The sequence below is a fragment of the Natrinema ejinorense genome, assembly GCF_002494345.1.
Classification (GTDB): Archaea; Halobacteriota; Halobacteria; order Halobacteriales; family Natrialbaceae; genus Natrinema; species Natrinema longum.
In genome coordinates, this window is the sequence record NZ_NXNI01000001.1 from 2,773,256 (window position 1) to 2,793,343 (window position 20,088).

At 65.2% G+C, this 20,088-nt stretch carries 17 protein-coding genes and 1 tRNA gene; 12 read left to right on the forward strand and 6 right to left on the reverse strand.

All coding sequences use genetic code 11. The annotated features are described in order from the left end of the window. The first annotated feature begins 66 nt into the window (after positions 1–66). Positions 67–561 carry a DUF7529 family protein gene (locus CP557_RS13815; RefSeq protein WP_097380442.1) on the forward strand — a complete coding sequence of 165 codons (495 nt, stop codon included), beginning with the start codon at positions 67–69 and terminating at the stop codon, positions 559–561. Positions 562–642: 81 nt separating this feature from the next. On the opposite strand, the gene CP557_RS13820 is transcribed toward CP557_RS13815, so the two are convergent. Further along, positions 643–1,119, reverse strand: a complete 477-nt coding sequence (locus tag CP557_RS13820) for a universal stress protein (protein WP_097380443.1) — start codon at positions 1,117–1,119, stop codon at positions 643–645. 192 nt (positions 1,120–1,311) lie between these two features. Here CP557_RS13820 and CP557_RS13825 point away from each other — a divergent pair, with 192 nt between their 5' ends. Beyond that, positions 1,312–1,773, forward strand: coding sequence for a DUF5799 family protein (locus CP557_RS13825; protein ID WP_097381648.1), 462 nt, complete (start codon positions 1,312–1,314; stop codon positions 1,771–1,773). Between the two features lie 42 nt (positions 1,774–1,815). Here the strand turns inward: CP557_RS13825 and CP557_RS22605 are convergent, their stop codons facing one another. Beyond that, positions 1,816–1,959: a DUF7557 family protein gene (locus CP557_RS22605; RefSeq protein ID WP_169924383.1), complete on the reverse strand. Its 144-nt coding sequence runs from the start codon at positions 1,957–1,959 to the stop codon at positions 1,816–1,818. 230 nt (positions 1,960–2,189) lie between these two features. On the opposite strand from CP557_RS22605, the gene CP557_RS13835 reads away from it, so the two are divergent. Continuing rightward, entirely contained in the window at positions 2,190–2,480 is a 291-nt protein-coding gene (locus CP557_RS13835) for a DUF7545 family protein (RefSeq protein WP_097380445.1), read from the forward strand. Between the two features lie 106 nt (positions 2,481–2,586). On the opposite strand, the gene CP557_RS13840 is transcribed toward CP557_RS13835, so the two are convergent. After that, positions 2,587–7,035 carry a DUF7282 domain-containing protein gene (locus tag CP557_RS13840; RefSeq protein ID WP_097380446.1) on the reverse strand — a complete coding sequence of 1,483 codons (4,449 nt, stop codon included), beginning with the start codon at positions 7,033–7,035 and terminating at the stop codon, positions 2,587–2,589. Positions 7,036–7,534: 499 nt separating this feature from the next. On the opposite strand from CP557_RS13840, the gene CP557_RS13845 reads away from it, so the two are divergent. The 3 genes from CP557_RS13845 to CP557_RS13855 are packed head-to-tail and all read left to right on the forward strand — an operon-like array spanning position 7,535 to position 9,597. Then, positions 7,535–8,125 (forward strand): biotin transporter BioY, encoded by a 591-nt coding sequence (locus CP557_RS13845; protein WP_097380447.1) that lies wholly within the window; start codon positions 7,535–7,537, stop codon positions 8,123–8,125. 13 nt (positions 8,126–8,138) lie between these two features. After that, positions 8,139–8,843 carry an energy-coupling factor ABC transporter ATP-binding protein gene (locus CP557_RS13850; RefSeq protein WP_097380448.1) on the forward strand — a complete coding sequence of 235 codons (705 nt, stop codon included), beginning with the start codon at positions 8,139–8,141 and terminating at the stop codon, positions 8,841–8,843. A gap of 49 nt (positions 8,844–8,892) precedes the next feature. Beyond that, the gene (locus tag CP557_RS13855) at positions 8,893–9,597 is read left to right on the forward strand and encodes an energy-coupling factor transporter transmembrane component T family protein (protein ID WP_097380449.1); all 705 of its coding nucleotides are present in this window, start codon (positions 8,893–8,895) and stop codon (positions 9,595–9,597) included. A gap of 186 nt (positions 9,598–9,783) precedes the next feature. Here CP557_RS13855 and CP557_RS13860 read toward each other — a convergent pair whose 3' ends face one another. The 3 genes from CP557_RS13860 to CP557_RS13870 form a co-directional block, all read right to left on the reverse strand. Continuing rightward, the gene (locus CP557_RS13860) at positions 9,784–10,785 is read right to left on the reverse strand and encodes an arsenic resistance protein (RefSeq protein ID WP_097381649.1); all 1,002 of its coding nucleotides are present in this window, start codon (positions 10,783–10,785) and stop codon (positions 9,784–9,786) included. Positions 10,786–11,206: 421 nt separating this feature from the next. Then, positions 11,207–11,280, reverse strand: a tRNA-Thr gene (locus CP557_RS13865). A 153-nt stretch (positions 11,281–11,433) separates the two neighbouring features. Further along, positions 11,434–12,426, reverse strand: a complete 993-nt coding sequence (locus CP557_RS13870) for a class I SAM-dependent methyltransferase (RefSeq protein ID WP_097380450.1) — start codon at positions 12,424–12,426, stop codon at positions 11,434–11,436. Between the two features lie 183 nt (positions 12,427–12,609). On the opposite strand from CP557_RS13870, the gene CP557_RS13875 reads away from it, so the two are divergent. The 6 genes from CP557_RS13875 to CP557_RS13905 all read left to right on the forward strand — a co-directional run bounded on the left by CP557_RS13875 (position 12,610) and on the right by CP557_RS13905 (position 20,082). Further along, positions 12,610–13,608 carry a HEAT repeat domain-containing protein gene (locus CP557_RS13875; RefSeq protein ID WP_097380451.1) on the forward strand — a complete coding sequence of 333 codons (999 nt, stop codon included), beginning with the start codon at positions 12,610–12,612 and terminating at the stop codon, positions 13,606–13,608. Between the two features lie 258 nt (positions 13,609–13,866). Further along, a complete protein-coding gene (locus CP557_RS13885) occupies positions 13,867–14,997 on the forward strand; it encodes a FecCD family ABC transporter permease (RefSeq protein WP_097380453.1) in 1,131 nt (376 codons plus the stop codon). Between the two features lie 387 nt (positions 14,998–15,384). Then, positions 15,385–16,518 carry an ABC transporter substrate-binding protein gene (locus CP557_RS13890; protein ID WP_245853015.1) on the forward strand — a complete coding sequence of 378 codons (1,134 nt, stop codon included), beginning with the start codon at positions 15,385–15,387 and terminating at the stop codon, positions 16,516–16,518. Beyond that, on the forward strand, positions 16,515–17,681 hold the full coding sequence (locus CP557_RS13895) for an ABC transporter substrate-binding protein (protein WP_097380455.1): 1,167 nt from the start codon (positions 16,515–16,517) through the stop codon (positions 17,679–17,681). The genes CP557_RS13890 and CP557_RS13895 overlap by 4 nt, the downstream gene beginning before the upstream one ends. 362 nt (positions 17,682–18,043) lie before the next feature. Beyond that, positions 18,044–19,177: an ABC transporter substrate-binding protein gene (locus tag CP557_RS13900; RefSeq protein WP_097380456.1), complete on the forward strand. Its 1,134-nt coding sequence runs from the start codon at positions 18,044–18,046 to the stop codon at positions 19,175–19,177. Further along, positions 19,174–20,082 (forward strand): FAD-dependent oxidoreductase, encoded by a 909-nt coding sequence (locus CP557_RS13905; protein WP_097380457.1) that lies wholly within the window; start codon positions 19,174–19,176, stop codon positions 20,080–20,082. Before CP557_RS13900 ends, CP557_RS13905 begins: the two co-directional genes overlap by 4 nt. The last annotated feature ends 6 nt before the right edge of the window (positions 20,083–20,088 follow it).

Sequence of the window (20,088 nt, forward strand, 5' to 3'; positions counted from 1 at the left end):
GTCAATAATGAAATAGTTTGCGGGATTTGGGTAACGTTTATCTCCGGTGATGCACGCGATGCAGACATGAGCGAGAATCCGGCGGCTGAGACTCCCAGCAACGGTCCGGCACAGTCCGGTTGGGAGTCCGTCATCGAGGACATGGCGGCGACCGCAGAGGAGTACCGCGACGACGGCTGGACGGCCCTCGAGCTCCATCCCGGGGACTCCGTCCTCGTCGACTCCGAGATGCGGACGGGCCTCGACGTGGTCCTTCCGGACCCCGAGTACGAGGAACTCGAGTCACTGACCGCGGACTGCGTGTTCGCGGACGTGGACGTCTTCCGTGCTGAGCACGGCAGGATGATCTACCTGCTCGTCGTCGAGAAGGATCCCGATAGACGGACGGCCGTGTTCGTTCCCGCCTACTACGACCCCTCCTCCGGTCAGTCGAAACTCGAGACCATCGACTCCGACGGGACGTTCACGCTGTTCTGCAGGCGATTGAACGACGACTACGTCGAGTTCGTCCACGACGACGTGGGACCGTTTCTCCCGGCAGCGCTGTCGGACGGCCAGTAGGAGTTCCCACTCGGTTCCGGCGGCGTACCGCGGCCGGTCGAACCCGATTCCGGTCGGCGGAGACGGACCGGTTCGGTCCCGTCACTCGACGGCGAGTCGCGGCTCGTCGTCCCACTCGTCAATCTCGTCGGGATCGACCTGCACCGTTAGTACGGGAACCGAGGCCCGTCGGACGACCCGTTCCGTGACGCTGCCGAGCAACAGCCGATCGATTCCGCCGCGGCCGTGGGTCCCCATCACGACCAGATCGCACGCCGACGGATCGGCTTCCCGGACGATGACCTGACTCGGTGTCCCCTCGAGAACCTGGGTTTCGACCGTCACGTCGTCCGGTGCGAGTTCCTCGACGCGACGGATCGCCGACCGACCTTCCTCGCGAAGCGCATCGCTGACTCCCTCGAGGGCTGTTTCCATGGGCAGTCCGCCGTAGCCGGCCGCGTTCACGACGTAGAGCGCACGAACCGTCGCGTCGTGTCGCTCCGCGAGATCGAACGCGTACTCGAGCGCGCGCTCGACCTCCCGTGAGCCGTCGGTGGGAACGAGAATGCGGTCGTACATTGTGGGACATGATATCATACAACGAGATTCCATATGAACGTTGTTCTACCGCGAAAGAGTGTCGAGCAGATTGACGAGTTGTGGAACGCGAACAGCGGATTCACTCCCCTCGGACCGGTGAACGCGAGCGACAGCGTCCGCCGAGCAGGGCGAGGGGAAACGCTGATACAGCCACCGATCAAACCGGGGGCCATGAGCGACAACCCGTGGACGGACCGGATCGTCGGGGAGCGAATGACCGTCGATCAGGAGTTCTCGACGCGGATCGAGTCGTCGCAGTTTTCCAACCAGCAGTGGAGCCTGATCATGACCGCCACGGAGTTCGAGATCGAGCACCCCGACGATCCCGATCGGGCACGAATCGTGGCCAACACCGACAAGATAGACGGAATCATCCCCGAACTCGAGAACGTACAGACGGGGATGGGCGCGATGGGCGGACAGGGGGACGGTGGTGGCTCGAGTTCGTCGGGCGGCGGCGTGTTCGACTCGATCATGGGTGCACTCGGCATCGGCGGCAACAGCGGTCCGTCGGAGAGAGAACAACGCGAGGCGGCCGAGCGGCTCACACAGGAGTACGCCGACGAACTCCAGTCCCACCTCGAATCGAAGGGGAAGTGGGAGACGATTCGGCGCACGGCTGGCGACGAGTAAGCCGCCACGAATCAATCGGAGGCCGACCGGCCGGCGTGCTCCTCAGTCGCCGGCATGAAAGAGCGTGTACTCGCTCGTTTCGTAGATGTTGATGAGTTCGTTGATGAGTTCGTCGTCGGATTCGTCGTCGACGCGCAGTGCATCCAGCCGTTCGATCGTCTCTTCCTCGAGTTCGACGGATGGCATAGTCGAGCGTTCGTCGTCGACGAGCAAAAACGCCACGGGGGGGCCGACGTCTCATACGGTTTGCTGTCCCGATCTCCCGGTGGGACCGCAGGGCGGTCCCGGTCCCACCGGCACTGACGGACAGGAGACCGTATCACGCCAGTTCGACGTCGTCTGGCCCTCCGACGCGGTCCCCTCAAGCTCTGGTGCAAGCCACAGCATCTTTACGGAGGGTTCCCGACCGTAGAAGTATGACAGACGAAGTCCAGACGACGACCTTCTCGATCAGTTCCGAAGACGGCGAGACCGACGAGGTGACGGTTCCATCCGGCCTCATCGACCTCGTCGCCGAGGGCGATCAGACCGACACCGAAACGGTCGGCGACGTCGTATTGCTCTCCTTTGCCAGCCGCGCCCACCACATCGTCCACCACGGCGAGGACGCTGACGAGGAACTCGAGGCCCAGGAGGCCCGCGTGATGGATCTCTTCGAGGAACGGTTCGGCGTCACGTTCGGCGAGGCGACCGGCCACCAGCACTGACGGCCACGACACGCTCCGGCGCTCGAGTAGTCCCCTCCACCGAACGATCGTAGCGGACGGGTCAGCGGGGGAACGGCGACTCGAGAGAGTCAGCAACGGCTATCCGTCACCGCCACCGGGAGATGTCCCGGTCGGCGCGGACAGCGGCTTCTCCGGGCGATCCCGATTCTTCGGGGGAGTCCGATTCTGCAGGCAGCCCGGGTTCCGCCGGCGGCCCCGGCTCGTCGGGTGGTCCCGGTTCTGCGGGCGGTCCCGGTTCCTCCGGTGGTCCCGGCTCGTCGGGCGGCCCCGGTTCTGCGGGCGGTCCAGGTTCCTCCGGTGGTCCCGACTCGTCGGGTGGGCCGGGTTCCGCCGGTGGTCCCGGTTCCGCCGGTGGAGTCGCTTCGATCGTCACCGACGCCTGATCGTCGTCGGTCGTGATCGTGTGCGTCGACGCGCCCGCCGGCAACGTCGACGAGAACTCGATCTCGGCCGCTTCCCCGCCCGCGAGCGTCACGGTGGCTTCGGCGACGGGCTGCTCGTCGACGCTATAGGTCACCGTCTGCGTTCCCTCGAGGTCGCCCTGATTTTCGACCGTCGCTGTCACCGTCACTTCCTCGCCGGGCTCCCCGCTCGCAGGCGCTGACACGTCGGCGACGGCGAACGTCGCCGGTTCACCGCTTTCCTCGACGGTGACCGTCGCCTCGGCAGTCTCGTTGTCGGTCGAAACCTCGATCGTGTACTCGCCGGGCTCGAGATCGTCCGTCTCGGTCGATAACGAGACGGCCTGGGTCTCGCCGGGTTCGAGGGCGATCGATTCCGAGTCGACCGTGCGGTCGTCGACCGCGAGCGAGACGTTCTGGGTGCCCGCCTCGCCGCCGACGTTTTCGATCTCGGTTTCGACCTCGAGTTGCTCACCCTGTTCGATGGAGCTCGATACGTCGGCGATCGAGACGCTGAAGTTCGCGGGATCTGACGGTTCGATCTCGCCGGCGGGCGGCGTGGCCGCAGTCACCGGGTCGTCGTAGCCGTAGTTCGCGAGGTCGACTTCCCAGACGAGCCGTTCGTCGTCGCTCTCGGGCGTCCACTCGACCGTGACCGTTCCCTCGCCGGGTTCGAGTTCGCTCGGCGGTTCGTCGGTCGTCGTTCCCGCCACGAACTGACTGTTTCCGGCGATCGCCGCATCGTTCGGGTTCTCGTAGCCGAACGTCACGTCGATGCCGTCGTCGGTCGGTGTCGTTTCCTCGACCGAAAGCGACGGGAGTTCCGGTCGAGCTTCCTCGTCGCACGCCCTCGCCGACGGATTCGGGTAGTCGATTCCGGCGAAGGGGATCGCCTCGGGCGAACTGATACCGGAGATGTACGTGCCGAACGTGCCGTAGTCGGGCACCTCGACGAGCACCTCGTCGCCGTCGGTCGTCACGTCGCGTTCCTCACCGATCTCGAAGACGATCGTGCCCGTAAACGGTGCGTCGACGTCCTCGCCGACGGAAACGTAATCTTCGATGATGGTGTTCCCGAAGCCCGCCTGATCGTAGAAGCCGGTGCTCGCGGCGACCTGGTCGCCCTCCTCGAGCGAGGCGGTGACCACTGCTCGCGAGCAACTCTCGAACTCGACGTCGAACGACTCGAGTTCGCTGTCGACCGTGTACGCGACGGAATCCGTCTCGATGGGCGTTCCGTCCGCGGCCGCGACGACGGCGACGTCCAGCGTCGCGTTCTCCTCGAGGGGTGGCTCGAGAGCCAACTCCGTCGGGCCGATCGTCCGATTGGCCGAAAACGTCTCGCTCTCGGCGAGTTGCGTGCCGTTCTCGTCGGTGACCGTGAGGGCGTACTCGACCGACGCGTTGGCCGCGGTGACGGTAATCGTCTCGCCGTCACCCGTCTGATCGGCCACCGTGAGGTTCGCCGTGGGGCCCGCGGGATCGGGTTCGACGACCGTGTACTCGATCGTGTCGGTTGCCAGCACCGCGTCGTCGGCCGCAGCGCGAACGGAGACGTCGACGCTCGTGTTCGCCTCGAGTGGCGGCTCGAGGTCGAGCGTCCGTTCCGCGACCGTCTCGTTCGCTTCGAACTGTTCGCTGTCGACCCGTTCGCCGTCGTATTCGGCTGCGATGACGTATGGCACGGACGCACTCGCCGCGTCGATCTCGAGGGTATCTCCCTCGCCGTCCTGATCGTCGACCGAAAGCGTCGCCGTCGGCTCGTCGACGGGTTCGTCCGCGACGGTATACTCGATGGAGTCGTTCGCGAGCGTCGTCCCGTCCTCGCCGACGACGGAGACGTCGACGGTCGCGTTCGCCTCGAGTGGCGGCTCGAGGTCGAGCGTGAGGTCAGTCACCCCTTCGTCGGCGTCGAACATGTCGCTCTCGACTGCGTTCCCGTCGTACTCCGCGGTCACGGTGTACGGGACCGAGGCGTTCGCCGCCTCGACCTCGAGCGTTTCACCGTCGCCGACCTGATCCGAGACCGACAGCGTCGCCTCGGGAGCGTCGCCCGGTTCGTCCACCACCGTTACGAACGCGCCGTCGAGTACCGGTGCCCCGCTCTCGGCGACGTACGGGACGTCCTCCTCGCCACCGGAGTCGGCGTACCCGAAGGTTTCGTCGTCGTTCGTATCGTGATGGACGACGGCCACGAGCGACGTGGTCTCCGCCAGCGGCTCGTCGAGTTCGACCGTGACGTTCTCGTGATCGCCCGCCTCGAGATAGCTCGAGACGCCGAGGATATCGTCGGGATCGGCGTCGACGGCGATCCCCCCGTAGACGGCCACGAAGCCGCCATCCGAGAGGGAGACGTTCTCGATAGTGACGGTCTCCCCGTCGGACTCCTGGTCACGGAAGTCGATCGAAGCCGTTCCCTCGACCCTATCGATCGTCTCGATCCGCTGGACGACGTCGACTTCGACGCGTTGGGAGATCACCGTGACGTCGTCGGTGTCCTCCCGAATGGCATAAGCGGTCGCGTCGGCCGCCGTCTCCTGCGTCAGCGTCTGGAGTTGCGTGATACCGATCCGCTGGGACTGGACGACTCGAGCCGTCTCCACGGTCGCGATCCGTGCCGCCGTCTGGACCTGCGTGACCGTCGCCTCCTGTGACTGGACGAGCGCGCCGCTCGCGCCGCCCTGGGCGAGGCGCTGGACCTGCGTCACGTCGACGAGTTGCGTCTGGGCCACCGCGCCCGAACCGGCACCGAACGCCGCGGCCTGTACCTGCTCGAGTGACACCTCCTGGCGCTGGACCGCGCTGGTGACCGCACCCTCCGCGGCACCGATCGCAGCCGACTGGATCTGGGTGACCGACACCGACTGCCGCTGGAGCACGCCGCCCGCGCTCCCGTCAGCGGCGGCCTGGATCTGCTCGACGGTCGCGTCCTGGCTCTGGGAAATCGAACCCGTCGCGGCACCGGAGGACGCTTCCCCGACTTGCCCGATCGAGATCCGCTGGAACTGCTCGATGCTGACCGATTGGAGCTGTTTCAGCGAGCCGCGGCTCGCACCGCGGGCAGCGGCCTGCGTCTGCTCGACCGAGACCGCCTGTTCCTGCACGAGCGCACCCTTCGCCGCCCCGGCTGCGGCCGTCTGCACCTGTTTGATCGTCACCCGCTGGCGTTGTTTGACCTCGAGGCCCGCCCCCTGCCGCCCGTCGGCTCGTTGCTCCTGTCGAACGTCCGCTCGTTGTTCCTGTTCGAGCACCGCACGCGTGCTCCCCTCGAGCGCTCCCGCCGCGGCCCCGGCCGCCGCGTGTTGGACGTGCTCGAGGGTCACTCGCTGGCGCTGTTCGGCCGAAATCGTCTGGTACTGCGTCAGGACGCCGTACGCCGCCCCCTGCGCAGCTTCCTGAATCGTCCCGACGGCACCGACGTCTTTCGCGCCGGCCTCGCTCGCGGCACCCGCGGCCGCGCCGCTGGTCGCGACCTGCAGCTGTTCGACGGTCACGTGCTGGCTCTGGGCGATCGCGCCGTGTGCCCCTCCCCAGGTCGCGCTCTGCAGCTGGGTCGCGTTCACCGACTGGGACTGCGAGAGCCCGCCGTCGACCGCGCCGCCCACCGCGTACTGAATCTGCGTCGCGTTCACCGACTGTTTCTGGATCAACGTGCCGTGGACTGCACCTTTCGTCGCCGCCTGGACCTGCTCGGCCTCGACGGTCTGATACTGCGCGGCCGCTTCTCGCGCGCCCTCGAGCGCTGCCGCCCGCTGTTCCTGGGTCACCTCGACGCCCTGTGACTGGACGAGCGCGACTCCCTCGCTGACCCCTTCCTCGAGGGCTTCCTCGTGGTCAGCCTGCACCACGGCCCGTGCGTTCCCGTCGTCCGCCGTCGCAGCATCGTCTATCCCGGTCGCGGGCGGGTCCACCGGATCGAACGCGGCGTCGACTGCCGGCTGTGAACCGCCCTGGTCCTCCTGAAACGCGGCCTGTAACGGTCCTGTCCCATCCGCGGGCAAGGGTTCGACAGCCGCGCGATCGTCCTGTCCAGCGGTTTCGAGGCCGCCGCCGAGTACCGGCAGCGCGATGGCGCTTCCGACCATCGCAGCCGTAACCAGAACGACCGCGATCGTGGTTCGGGTCCGTCTCATCGGGACGGTCCTCCCACTGTACCCTCTCTTTCCGCTGCAGCTGCCGTGGCCAGGCGTCCTCGAACCGCACGCTCGCGGACACGCCACCCCGTTCGGCAACGGAGCGTCGTCCCGTCGTCGGCACGTTTGAGACCCGGTTTCGCGACGCGATTCCACCGATCGACAGTCCACCTACTACCGAGACGCATTTCTCCATCACGGGGTCGAAAGAGCGCATAAGACCGCCGTTCGTTTCAGTTCCCGAACCGAGACAAGCAACCATTACCCGCCTCGACCGAACTCGAGGTCGACGTGGACGGAAGGATGAGGGCTTCCAGCCACAGAATACGGGAAACCTGACAGGAGCCGTGATAGTTGCATGGTCCGAGTAGAAGCACGTTGTTTCGGACCGCTCGGAAATCGATTTCGCGAGGGACACGGCTCGAGATGACCTGTCAATCTGCTTTCCACTGTCTTCGGAAACCGAAGTCTTGATCCCGGTTTACGAGAGAGCGAGGGTATGGCAACGGAACGGAATTCGGTCGAATTGGTCGACGACACCGTCGTCCGACAGTTCGCTCGGGCGGCGATGCTCGCGGCGCTGATGGGCGCGTCGGTGCTGGTAACGATTCCGGTTCCTATCTCCGGGGCACCGCCGATCACGCTTCAGGTGCTGTTCGTCTTCCTCGCCGGGCTCGTTCTGGGACCTGTCTGGGGGACGATGTCGATCCTGCTGTACCTCGCGGCGGGTGCCGTCGGCGTCCCGGTATTCGCCGGGATGGAGTCCGGATTCGGCATCCTGGTCGGAGACACGGCCGGCTATCTGTGGGCCTATCCGGTCGCTGCGGCCGTGACCGGCCTCGTCGTTCACCGTGGAACGACGCTGCGTGATCTCCGTACCGCCCCGTTTCCGATCGTCGTCGTCGCGCTCGTTATGGCGACGATCGTCATCTACGGCATGGGGGCTGCCTACCTGGCGTGGCTGTTCGAGCTGGCACCCTGGGCAGCCATTACGGCCGGCGTGCTCCCGTACGTTCCCGGCGAGATCCTCAAAATGGCCGCCGCGATCGCAATCGTGAGATCCGGTCAGATCACGCCTGTCGGTACGTAATTCCGACGAGACGATGATCGAATTTCGATCGGTTTTCTACGCGTTCGACGACGTCCCCGTTCTCGGGGAGCTCTCGCTGACGATCGACGATGGCGAATTCGTCCTGCTCGCGGGCGCGAACGGCAGCGGGAAGACGACGCTCCTGCGCCATTGCAACGGGTTACTGACGCCCGACACTGGTCAGGTTCTCGTCGACGGCACGCCCGTCGGGGACGACCTGATCGCGGCCCGCTCGAGCGTCGGCATGGTGTTCCAGCATCCTCGCGATCAGTTCGTCTCTGCGACCGTCGGCGCGGATGTCGCGTTCGGCCCCGAGAACCTCGGCCTCGAGCGCACTGAGATCGACCGCCGCGTCGAAGCCGCCCTCGAGGCCGTCAACATGGCCGGCCGCGACGACGAACGGATCGACGCGCTCTCGGGCGGCGAGCAGTCCCGCGTCGCGATCGCCGGTGCGCTCGCGATGGAGCCGACGCATCTCGTTCTCGACGAACCCTTTACCGGCCTCGACGAGCCCGCACGCCGGTCGGTCCTCGCTCGGCTCGAGGCCCTCTCGGCCGACGGGACCGGCGTCCTGCTCGCGACTCACGATCTCCGGGACGTACTGGGACTGGCCGATCGGGTGATCGCGATGCGGGACGGACAGGTCGCCGTCGACGGTCCGCCCGAAGACGCGCGCGAAGAACTCGAGGGACTCGAGGTCCGCGTGCCCGACCGATGATGGCGAGCGACGAATCGGGGGTGCCGAGACGGCAGGGAGGAGCGGAGCGATGCTAACGTACGAACCCGACGACACGTTCGCACACCGGCTCGATCCTCGATCCAAGCTAGCGGTCCAGATCGGGTTCGCCGCGACGGCGCTGGCACACACGTCGCCGCGGGCGCTGGTCGTCCTCTCGGCAGTGACGGCGCTCGTCATGGCCACGGCGCGGGTGTCGCTCCGTCGGACCCTCGTCGCCTATCGGATGGCGCTGTTCGTCCTCGTCCTCGCGCCGCTGCTCGCGGGCGTGACGCTCGGTCCGCCCTGGTTCGATCGATCGGCCGCCGTCGCGTCGGGGCTCGCGAGCTACCGAGTCTTGCTCATCCTGCTCGTCAGCGCGGCCTACGTCCGCTCGACCCCGGTGCGAGCGTCTCGAGCCGCGATCCAGCGGACAATACCCGGGAAACCCGGCCAGCTACTGGGTCTCGGCGTCGGGCTCGTCTTCCGGTTTCTCCCCGTGCTTCGGAACGACCTCCGAACGATCCGCGAGGCGATGGCAGCGCGATTGGGAACCGAACGCAGCGCGGTCGACCGCGCGAGCACCATCGGCATCCTCGGGCTGACCCGCGCGTTCGACCGTGCCGATCGGCTCTCGCTCGCGCTCCAGGCACGGTGTTTCGCGTGGAACCCCACGCTTCCGCCGCTGGCCTTCTCTCGAGTCGATTACCCCGTCCTCGCCGTCGCCGTCGTCCTCGGACTCTCTGCGTTCTACTGATCAGTTCGCGACGCAGCCGCTGGCGCAGCGACTCTCCCCCGTGTGTTCCACGCGCGTCGTCGACCGATTCTCGTTCCCCTGGCGACGGAGTCACCGAGTCGCTCGAGACAGGTGAGCGTCTCTCGAGAATGCCGAAACAGTCCCCGTGAAACGGATTCGACGACGGCCTCGCTCACCAGCGAACCATCACTCGTCTCGACGGAGAGTCGGCGCTGGGAACCCCGCAGGGGCGTCGGGGACGAGCCAGGCGGGCACGACTCGAGTGAGAACGACCATCCCGGTCAGTTCGACCAGCGTCTGCGTGACGACGACCGCCGGTGCCAGTTCGTAGCCCGCCGGCAACGCGAGCGCCAGCGGCAGGACGACCAGCGAGTTCCGCGTCGTCGCCGTGAACACGAGCGCACGCGCCTCGCCGACGTCCAGCCCACCCAGCCCCGCCGCCAGCCGGCCGACCAGGGGCATAACGACGAGGAAGGCGACGTAGACGGGAACGACGGCCGCGATCTGCCCGATAGAATCCCACACGCGAGGAAGTTGGGACGCGATGACCACCAGCAGCGTGGCGGCCATCATCGGAACGGGCACCCACCCGATCGCCGCCTGCCACCGCTCGCCCGTCTCCGAGCGGTCCGCCCAGAGCTCGGTGAGCCACGCGAGCGTCAGCGGCACGCCGATGAGGACGAAAAACGCCTCGAGGAACGGTCCCGCTTCGACGATGTCGGCCATCCGAGGCCCCACGAACAGCCAGAGATACACCGGGAGCAAGAGCAACTGCACGACGAGCAAGACGGGCGTCGCAGCGGTGACCTGCTCGGCGTCGCCGCCAGCGAGGTCGCTAAAGGGGATGACGTAGTCGATACACGGCGTCAGCAACACCAGCAACGCGCCGACCAGGAGGACCGACTCCTGTGGGAGTACGCGAGTGAGCCCGTAGACTACGACCGGGACGACGAGGAAGTTCAGCCCGAGCGCCAGGGCGATGAACCGACCGTTCGTGAAGGCACGACGAAACCGGACGAACGGAACCTCGAGGAAGGTCGCATACAGGAGGACGGCCAGGACGGGGATGATGAGCCGCTCGAACAGGGCGGCCGACGCGGGGAGGCCGAGCCCGAACCCGCCGGCGAGCAAAACGGCGACCGCGTAGATGGCGACCTGCCGTCGTTGGAGCCACTCCTTCGAGAGCATCGGCCAGACGTTCGGGAACGAGACGGATACCGTCGTTGTTCTCGAGCGATCCGCCGCGTCATCGTTCTCGAGTGAGCCGCCGCATCGATCGGTTCGGCTCGCATCGCCGACCCACACCCTGCCGGTTCGATATCGCGGCTATTGGTTTATTCCAGTGGGTGCGAAGAACCGGGTTGCAGACGAACGGGGACCCGTAGATCGGGACTCCCACGGGAGCGTTTCGTCCCCACGAGATCGGATCCGTGATCGACTCGAGCGACGCGCAGTTCCGGTTTCACCGTCGCTCGAGCGTCAGTGTCGGGAGCCGACTGCGAAAACGGAAGCCAGTAGGGAGGGGAGACCCACGGTTACAGCAAAGCTGCTCCCTGGTTCAAATCACCCTGACGGAGTTGCTGCTCGCGAATTTGCTCGCAGCAAAACAAGCCGGTGGAGGGATTTGAACCCTCGACCTAATCCTTACGAAGGATTCGCTCTGCCAGTCTGAGCTACACCGGCACACTCGCTTCGGTCGCGTCCCGTGCATCGGCGACGTCCGTCGCCCCACACCGGCGCGCATTCATTCGTACGCTCGATATCGTGCATAAGGGTTGCGAATCGATCCGGTCGTGTGAGTGAGTTGCGCGACTCGAGAACCGAGCCCACGCTCGGTTATCGCTCGAGTCGGACGTCCAGACAGACGTTCAACTCGTGGGGCGCGTACGAGCGGACGGTGTGGCGGGTCTCGACCGTCACCTCGTAGTCGGGTTCGGCGGCTGCGCGGATCGCACGCTCGCCCGGTCCGAAGGGGTCGTCCTCGTGTTGGATGTCGTAGTAGTGGAGGGTACAGTCCTCGTTGGCCAGGCTCACGGCCGACTCGAGGAACTCGTCGGCGCTGTGTGGGAGATTCATCACGATCCGGTCGGCCCACCCCTCGTACTCGGCGGCGACGTCGCGAACGTCGTCGTTGATCGCGGTCACCCGATCCTCGACGCCGTTCCGGCGGGCGTTCTCGCGGAGATAGTGGATCGCGTCCGCGTTGATATCGACGCCGACGCACTCCGCGCCGCGTTTCGCGAACGGGATCACGAAGGGGCCGACGCCGGCGAACATGTCGAACGCGTGCTCGCCTGCAGTCACCCGCTCGGTCACCCGATGTCGCTCGGTCGCGAGTCGCGGCGAAAAGTACACCGCCGCGAGGTCCAGCAGGAACTCACAGCCGTACTCCCGGTGGACGACCTCGGTGTTTTCGCCCGCGAGCAGCTCCCAGTCTCGAACCCGGGTCTCGCCTTTGACCTTCGAGGCCTTGTTCAGTACCGTTTCGACGGGCAGGTCCGACTCGAGGATCGCATCCGCGATCGCCCGCGCACGGTCGGCGTCGTCCTCGTCGATGAGGGCAGCCCGTCCGAGGCGCTCGTAGGTGGGGGCGACCTCAAGGAGATCCGCGGGCATGGTCTGCTGGTCGCGGGCCGACACCGTCCGCGAAACGACCTCGACATCGTCGTCGAGCGTCGCCCGAGCAGCGTCGGGATCGACGACTGGAACGTAGAGCCAGCCGTCCTCGACGGCGATCTCGTACTCGTCGTCGATCAGATCCGCGTCGGCGAGCGTCGACCGCGTCGCTTCCCCAGCTTCGGGAGCGACGCGAACGCACGGGACGTCCATACCCGAACTGACCGGCGAGTCGCCGTAACGCTGACGTTTGCGCCGGCACTGCGGGAGCACGACCCTTGTATAAACCAATTATTGCGATACCAAATAGGGCCGCGGCCACCGGCAACCAGTTTCGGACGACCATCGACGGGGACGTTTATTGCGACGCAAGCAGTTACCGGTAGGCGGCCACAGATGGACGACTCGACACAGCCGTCGTCGCCCGACCGACTCGAGGCCACGCTCACCGACACGCCCACCGAGGTCGCGACGTGGCTCGAAGGGGTGGAACGAGACGACGCCGAGACGCGGAAAACGGCGCTTCGAGCGCTCCGAGGGGTCACCGAAACGCAGCCGACCGCACTCGAGCCCGTACTCGCGCCGCTTTCGGCGTTCCTTACCGACGAAGAGCGATCGATCCGGCTGACGACTGCGAAACTGTTCGTCACCGTCGCCGAGGCCGACCCGGACGCCGTCTCGTCGGTCGTCTCGCCGCTCGCGGACCGGCTGGCTGACGCCGACGAGTTCTACTACGTACGCGCACGGTCGGCAGAGGCGCTGGGCTACGCCGCACTGGCCCGTCCCGAAGACGTCGCCTCACCCGCAGTGCTGGCGGACCTGCGAATCGGGCTCTCGTTCGACGAGCCCGAGGTACGGGAGAAACTGGCGAAAGCGCTCGAGTACGTGGCGCTGGGCGACCAGGACCGACTCAACGATCACGTCGGGGCGCTGACCGAGCATCTCACCGACTCGAACGAACTCGTGCGCTATCACCTCTGTACCGCGCTCGTCGCGGTCGGCTGTGGGGATCCGAACGCGCTGTCCGAGCGCGTCGACGCCCTGGTCGATCGGCTGGACGACGAGAATCAGTACGTGCGGGGACGGGCGGTCGAAGCCCTCGGCTTGCTGGCTCGGTCGGGGGCGGACGTCTCGATACCGGACGTGCGTTCGGCCGCGGAGGACGATGCCGAGCAGTTCCTCCTCGAGCGGATTCGCTTCGCCACCGACGGGAGCGACGACGGATCGGGAGCGACCGTGCCCGAAGGAATCGGGACGGTCGAGTCGATCCGCGAACGAACCGACGAAATCGTCCACGAGATCATCGCCCCCGACGGTGATGGGTGTCCCCATTGTGGATGTGCCCGTCCCGAACCGGGACCGCCGATGTGTCCGCGATGCGGTGGTCCCCGCTGAGAACGGTACTGTATTAGGCCGTCCTAAAACCGGAACGGTTTTATTGTTTAGGTTGGCCTAAAACAATACGATGAACGAACGCGGGGACATCGTCACACCGACTGGTCGACACCACCGAAAATACGACACGCCGGTCATCGGCGGCGCGTCGCTCTCGAGGTGTTTGGAGTCCCCCGGAGACGACGACGGGGCGACAAACGGAAGGCGAGCCCGAGTCTCGCACACGATCCCAGTCGAACCGCTCGATGAGGTTCCACGATGAGCGGGGAACGCTCGCGCCTCGAGACGGATCGGACCGCGACATCGACGCGAACCGAGACACGGGTCGGCTGGCTCTTCGACCCGGCGCTCCTCACGGTGGTGCTCGGTAGCCTCGCTATCGTCGTCGCCGGCGGACTGATCCAGGTGAGCTACGGTGCTTACTCGATGACATTCTTCGAGGCGTGGCGTGCGGTATTCAACCCGAATGTAGTGTTCAACCCCCAGGCCTGGGACGCCTTCTTGCTGGGAGAGGCGATGCCCGAGATGAGCCAGGAAAGTCTCATCGTCTGGAACATTCGGCTTCCGCGGGTCTTGGTTGGGGCCCTCGTCGGAATGAACCTCGGCGTCTCCGGGGCGATTTTCCAGGCCGTAACTCGGAACGAACTCGCGAGCCCGTTTATTCTCGGCGTCTCCTCCGGTGCGGGATTGATGATCCTGCTGACGCTCGTCGTGTTCGGGAGTCTGACAGCGTTTCTCCCGCTGATCGCCGCTCTCGGAGGTGCCGGTGCTTTTCTCATCGTCTACGTGATCGCCTGGAAGAACGGAACCTCCCCGGTTCGACTGGTCCTCGCAGGGGTCATCGTCGGGACGGTCTTCGGCTCGCTCCAGACGGCGCTGTTTTTCTTCGCGGACGATATCGGCATCGTCCAGTCGGCCATCGCGTGGACCACGGGTTCGCTCACCGGGACGGACTGGGAACAGGTCCGGCTCGTGCTTCCGTGGACGGTCGTGGTCGTCTTGCTCTCCATCGCAGGGTCCCGCCAGATGAACGTCCTCCTCCTTGGCGAGCGGACGGCGAAATCGCTGGGGATGTCGATCGAGAAAGTCCGGTTCGCGCTGTCCGGCGTCGCGGTCCTCGCGGCGGCGGCGAGCATCGCGGTCGCTGGCATCGTCGGCTTCGTCGGCCTCATCGTTCCGCACATGGTCCGAAACCTCGTCGGGAGCGACTCGAAGAAGTTGATCGTCGGCTGTCTGTTCGTCGGTCCGGCGCTGATGGTCGGTGCCGACGTGGGCGCGCGACTCGCGCTGAGTCCCACGCAGGTCCCCGTCGGCATCGTCACCGGCCTCCTCGGCGGTCCGTACTTCCTCTATCTGATGCGAAAACAGGAAAACATGGGTGAAATCTGAACGTGAACGGACGTCGGACAATCAGCACCGACGGACCGCGCTGGCCTAGGTGTACCTTCGAACCCCTCCGACCGGACGACGCCGGCCCTTGCCCAGCGCATGCGAACTGTCGGGAGTATCGGCACGATCGTTTCGCTGGCGGACGGACGGATCGTCGAGCGAAACACCACGCGGAACTGCTCGCGGCGCAGGACCCGTATGTCACACTGTAGAGCGCATAGCTGTCGAGATCGTCGACCCGCTCTCTCATGGAGTGGCCGGTGGCGGCCAATATTTTAGGCCGTCCTAAACCAGAGCGCTTATTAGTTTTTAGGTGAGCCTAAAATTGTGATGGGAGGCAAAACGAGACGCGGGCCACCGACGCGCAGAGATGCACTAAAATACGGCATGACGCTCACAGCCGGTGTCGCCCTCTCGGGATGTTCGGATCTAGCCGGTCGGGGCAAGGGAGAGGAGACCGCGGGACCGTCCAGCGGCGGTTCGTATTCGGTCACAATGGCCCCGATGGGAGCCGTCGAGTTCGACTCGCCGCCGGTGAGCATATTCACGCGACTGACCCATCTGGCGGGGATGGCGTTCGCCCTCGGACGCGGGGACGACGTGAACGCGATGCACGCGCCCGAGTACTACGATCCATTGTGGGCCCAATTCACTGACCGACTACCCGGTGTCACGGTGGACTGGAGCGGGTTGTACTCGTCCTGGGAACCGGACAAGGAGACGCTCTACCAACTCGACAGCGATATTCATCTCGCCGACCCGGCGAGCATGGACGCCCTCGATAGCTGGGACGCGGAAGACATCGAGGAGATACGAGAACGCATTTCTCCGTGGTTCGGTAACAAATTCAGCGATAGACGTGACCAGCCGCCAGCCGACTGGGTCGACCGCTATCAGTATTACACCCTCTGGGAGATGTTCGAGAAGGTCGCAACAGTATTCCGAGAGGAGTCACGGTACGAGGCCCTCTCGACGATCCACACGAACCTGCTGGAGACGATCGAAGAAAACCTCCCCCCGGAACGCGACCGTCCGACTGCGGTGCTGGCTGGATTCAGCGACGTCGAAAACCCGTACGTCTACACTGTTGATACGCCCGGCTTCCTGACCGCACACGTCCGTCCGCTCGCACCGAACGATGCCTTCGGTGACGAGGTTACCTCCGGTGACGCAGTCGACATGGAGATGCTGCTCGAGGCGGATCCGGACGTCATCTTCACACTGGGCGGAATGCACCCAGAAACGGATATGCCCGGGATCCGAGAAGGGCTACGGACCCACGCTGTCGGACGGCAACTCTCCGCGGTCGACGCCGATCGAATCTACGCCCAGGGAGCACGTTACCAGGGACCGATCCTGAACCTGTTCCAACTCGAGATGACGGCCAAACAGCTCTATCCCGAGCACTTCGGCGAGTGGCCGACCTATACGGAGGGCCCGTATCCCGAGATTCCCGTGGACGAACAGTTGTTCGACCGACAAGCGGTTGCCGACATCATTACTGGAGGCAGCAACGCATGAACGACGAGAACAATAGCACGACCGCGGTACCGACGCGCAGAGACGCACTACAATACGGTGGGACGCTCGTGGCCGGCGTTTCCCTCGCAGGCTGTTCGGACCTCGTTGGCCAGAGCGAACAGCCTGCCCCGTCCAAGAACGGCTCGCACTCGGTGACGATGGAGCCGATGGGCGAGGTGACGTTCGAATCCGTCCCGACGAAATGGGTTCCGTACGGCGGGGATTACGCCGATATGGGCGTTGCACTGGGGCAGGCAGACGGAATGACCGGGATCGGTCAGGCCAGTGAGTACTATACCGATATCTATGACGAACTCCCGGGAGTGAGCGTCGATCGCGAGCGGATCGCGACGAACGACTTGGTCGAGGCGGAGATGGACAAAGAACTGTTCTACGAGATGGACAACGATGTCCACGTCATCGACACCGGAATGCTACGCAACTGGTTCGATTGGGACCGATCCGATATCGACGAACTCAGCGAAGCCGTCGGCCCGTTCGTCGGGAATATGATTTTCAGACAGTCCGACAGTTGGCACGACTACCGGTACTACACGCTGTATCAGGCGTTCGAAAAGATGGCGACACTGTTTCAGGAGAGAGAGCGGTTCGAGGCCTTCAAACGACTCCACGACGAGCTTATCGCCGACGTTCAGTCGCGAATTCCGCCGACGGACGAGCGCCCGAACGTCCTCCTGACGTACGAAGGAACGGACGAACCGGAAACGTTCTCCCCCTACCGGCTCAATGATGCGGGAACGAGCAAAAAGCAGTGGAACGACCTCGGTGTTGCGGACGCGCTCACCGGGACCGGAATCGAGAATCTCAGCACCGAAAACCGGAGCGAGCTCGATTACGAGACCCTCCTCGAGATCGATCCCGACGTCCTCCTCGTTCGCGGGCACGAACAAAAGTCAGCGTCGGAGTTCCGCGAAACGGTCCTCGAGTACATGCGAGACCACCCCATCGCCAGTGAACTGACAGCCGTCATGAACGGCCGTGTCTATCGGGGCGGCTATCTCCGTCAGGGGCCGATCCACAATCTCTTCCTGACCGAACGCGGGGCGAAACAACTCTACCCGGAAACGTTCGGCGACATCACCAGCAAGAACGACCTGTTCGACCGCCAACGGGTCGCAGATATCATCACGGGGGCACAGTGAATGCGCGCTCGAGAGTGGGTGATTGCAGGAGCCTTCCGTGAGCCGGAAGAGTACGACATTCCCACCCTGCCGGCGTGGCACGTCCGTCGCAGTGATTGTGGCAGGCTGGAGTTTGCCGACGAGGACGGAGAGCCGTTCATCGCCGCCGACCGCCCGGTGAGGGTCAGACGATAACGTCGATCGATGTGGGACGACACGACCCAGACGACAGACGAGAGCTGGAGGCAGTCATCTCGAGCCGGCACGCGTTCGGACTCGCGGGTCCTCTCGGACGGAAAGAGCGGCAACCGTTCCGCCTCCGTGAGGCCAAACGGCGGTTCGAGTACCAGCAGGACGGACATCGGTAATGGAGAGAGCGATCTATGAAAGAGAACGACGACACGACTGAGGGACCGACGCGCAGGGCTGCACTGGAATACGGCGGGACCGTACTCGGCGGCGGACTGCTCGCCGGCTGTACGGGCGATCCGGGAACGGAGTCACCCGAGGACACGGACGGCTCGTACTCGGTGACGATGGAGCCCGTCGGCACCGTCGAGTTCGACCAGGTTCCCGAAACCTGGTTCCCCTACACGGGCGATTACGCGGACATGGGTGTCGCACTCGGCCAGGGCGACGGGCTGGCGGCCGTCGGCGTCCACGCTCGGTTCGCATCGCACGTATACGACGAGCTACCGGGCGTCTCCGTCGACGAGAACGACCTCGTCGAACTCTATCAGGACGGCACCGGCAAAGAGATCTTCTACGAACTCGGGGCCGACGTCCACCTCATCGACCCGAACTTCATGGTGAACCGACTCCAGTGGAGTCGGGCCGACGTCGACGAGATCAGAGAGACCGTCGCGCCGTTCGTCGGTAACACGATCTTCTCTCGCGCCTACGACTGGCACGACTACACGGCGTACACGATGTACGAGGCGTTCGAAACGGTCGCGGACGTGTTCCAAGAGCAGTCGCGGTACGAGGCCTTCGAAGAGTATCACGACGACGTGCTCGCGGACGTTCGAGCACGGATTCCGGACGAAACGCCGAACATCGCGGTTCTCTACCCGGCCGAGGTGCCGCCGGAATCGTTCTACCCGTACCTGATCGGCTCCGGGACGCAGTCCAAACACTGGAACGACCTGAACGTCGGAGACAGTCTCGCCCGGAACGGCATCGCGGACGCGCAGGCTGGCGGGGGCATCATCGACTACGAAACGCTGTTGGAGATCGATCCGGACGCCATCGCGATCAGGATGCAAGGCGAAATCACGCAGGCGTACTTCGAGGACGAGATCGTCTCACACCTCCGGAACCACGACGTCGCGAGCGGGCTGCGGGCGGTCCGAAACGACCGCGTCATCTACGGCGGCCTGACTTACCAGGGGCCGATCATCCACCTCTTCCAGCTCGAGCGAGCGGCTCGTGACCTCTACCCCGAGGAGTTCAGGGACGAACAGCTGTTCGACCGCCAGCGGGTCGCAGATATCGTCACCGGAGCGTTCGAGCGATGAGGTCGCCGGAGACGACCCACGCGGCGGAGGGGTTCGATCACGACGTCGTCGTGGTCGGCGGCGGTCCCGCGGGCTGTGCAGCCGGCGTCTTCACCGCCCGATACGGTCTGGATACGGTCGTCTTCGACCGCGGGCGGTCCTCGATTCAGCGCTGTGCTCACCTCGAGAACTACCTCGGCTTCCCGGCGGGGATCGACATCGAGACGCTGTACGGACTGATACACGATCACGCCGAGCAAGCGGGGTGTGAGATCGTCGCCGACCTCGTCGAGTCACTCGAGCGCAGCGAGGATCACCAGGGGTTCCGCGTTCGCACACAGGACGGGGATCGGGTCACCGCTCGCCGAGTGATCGCGGCAACGCGCTACGACGGCGAGTACATGCGCGGGCTCGACGACGAGACGGCGATGTTCGAGACGTTCGAGTACGACGGCGAGGAACGCGAGCACTTCGACAAGAGCTACGCCGAGCGCGACGGGACCACGCCGGTCAACGGGCTCTTCGTCGCGTCACCGTACGGAGAAACCGGCTACCAGGCGAGTATGGCCGCCGGACGCGGCACGCGAGTAGGGATCACCGTCGTCGAGGCGATCCGGCGAGAGCGGGGCTATCCCGACCCGATAGCGAACCACTACGACTGGATGCGTCGAAGGGCGGAACTCGACGACGAGCGGAGCGACCGCGAGCAGTTGGGCGAGCGCTTCGACGAGCGATTGCCCGACGATCACGACCTCGAGGCGGGGCGACTCGCCGAGCTCCGCGAGCGGGAGGTCGACCGCAGGCTGGCGACGTATCTCTCCGCGGACGAGATCGAGCGCCGGACCGAGCGCGGGCAGAAACGACTGCTCGAGCACATCGACGACGACCTGATCCGCCAGGCGGCGCGGGAAATCGAGGGCGAGTGAGCGGCC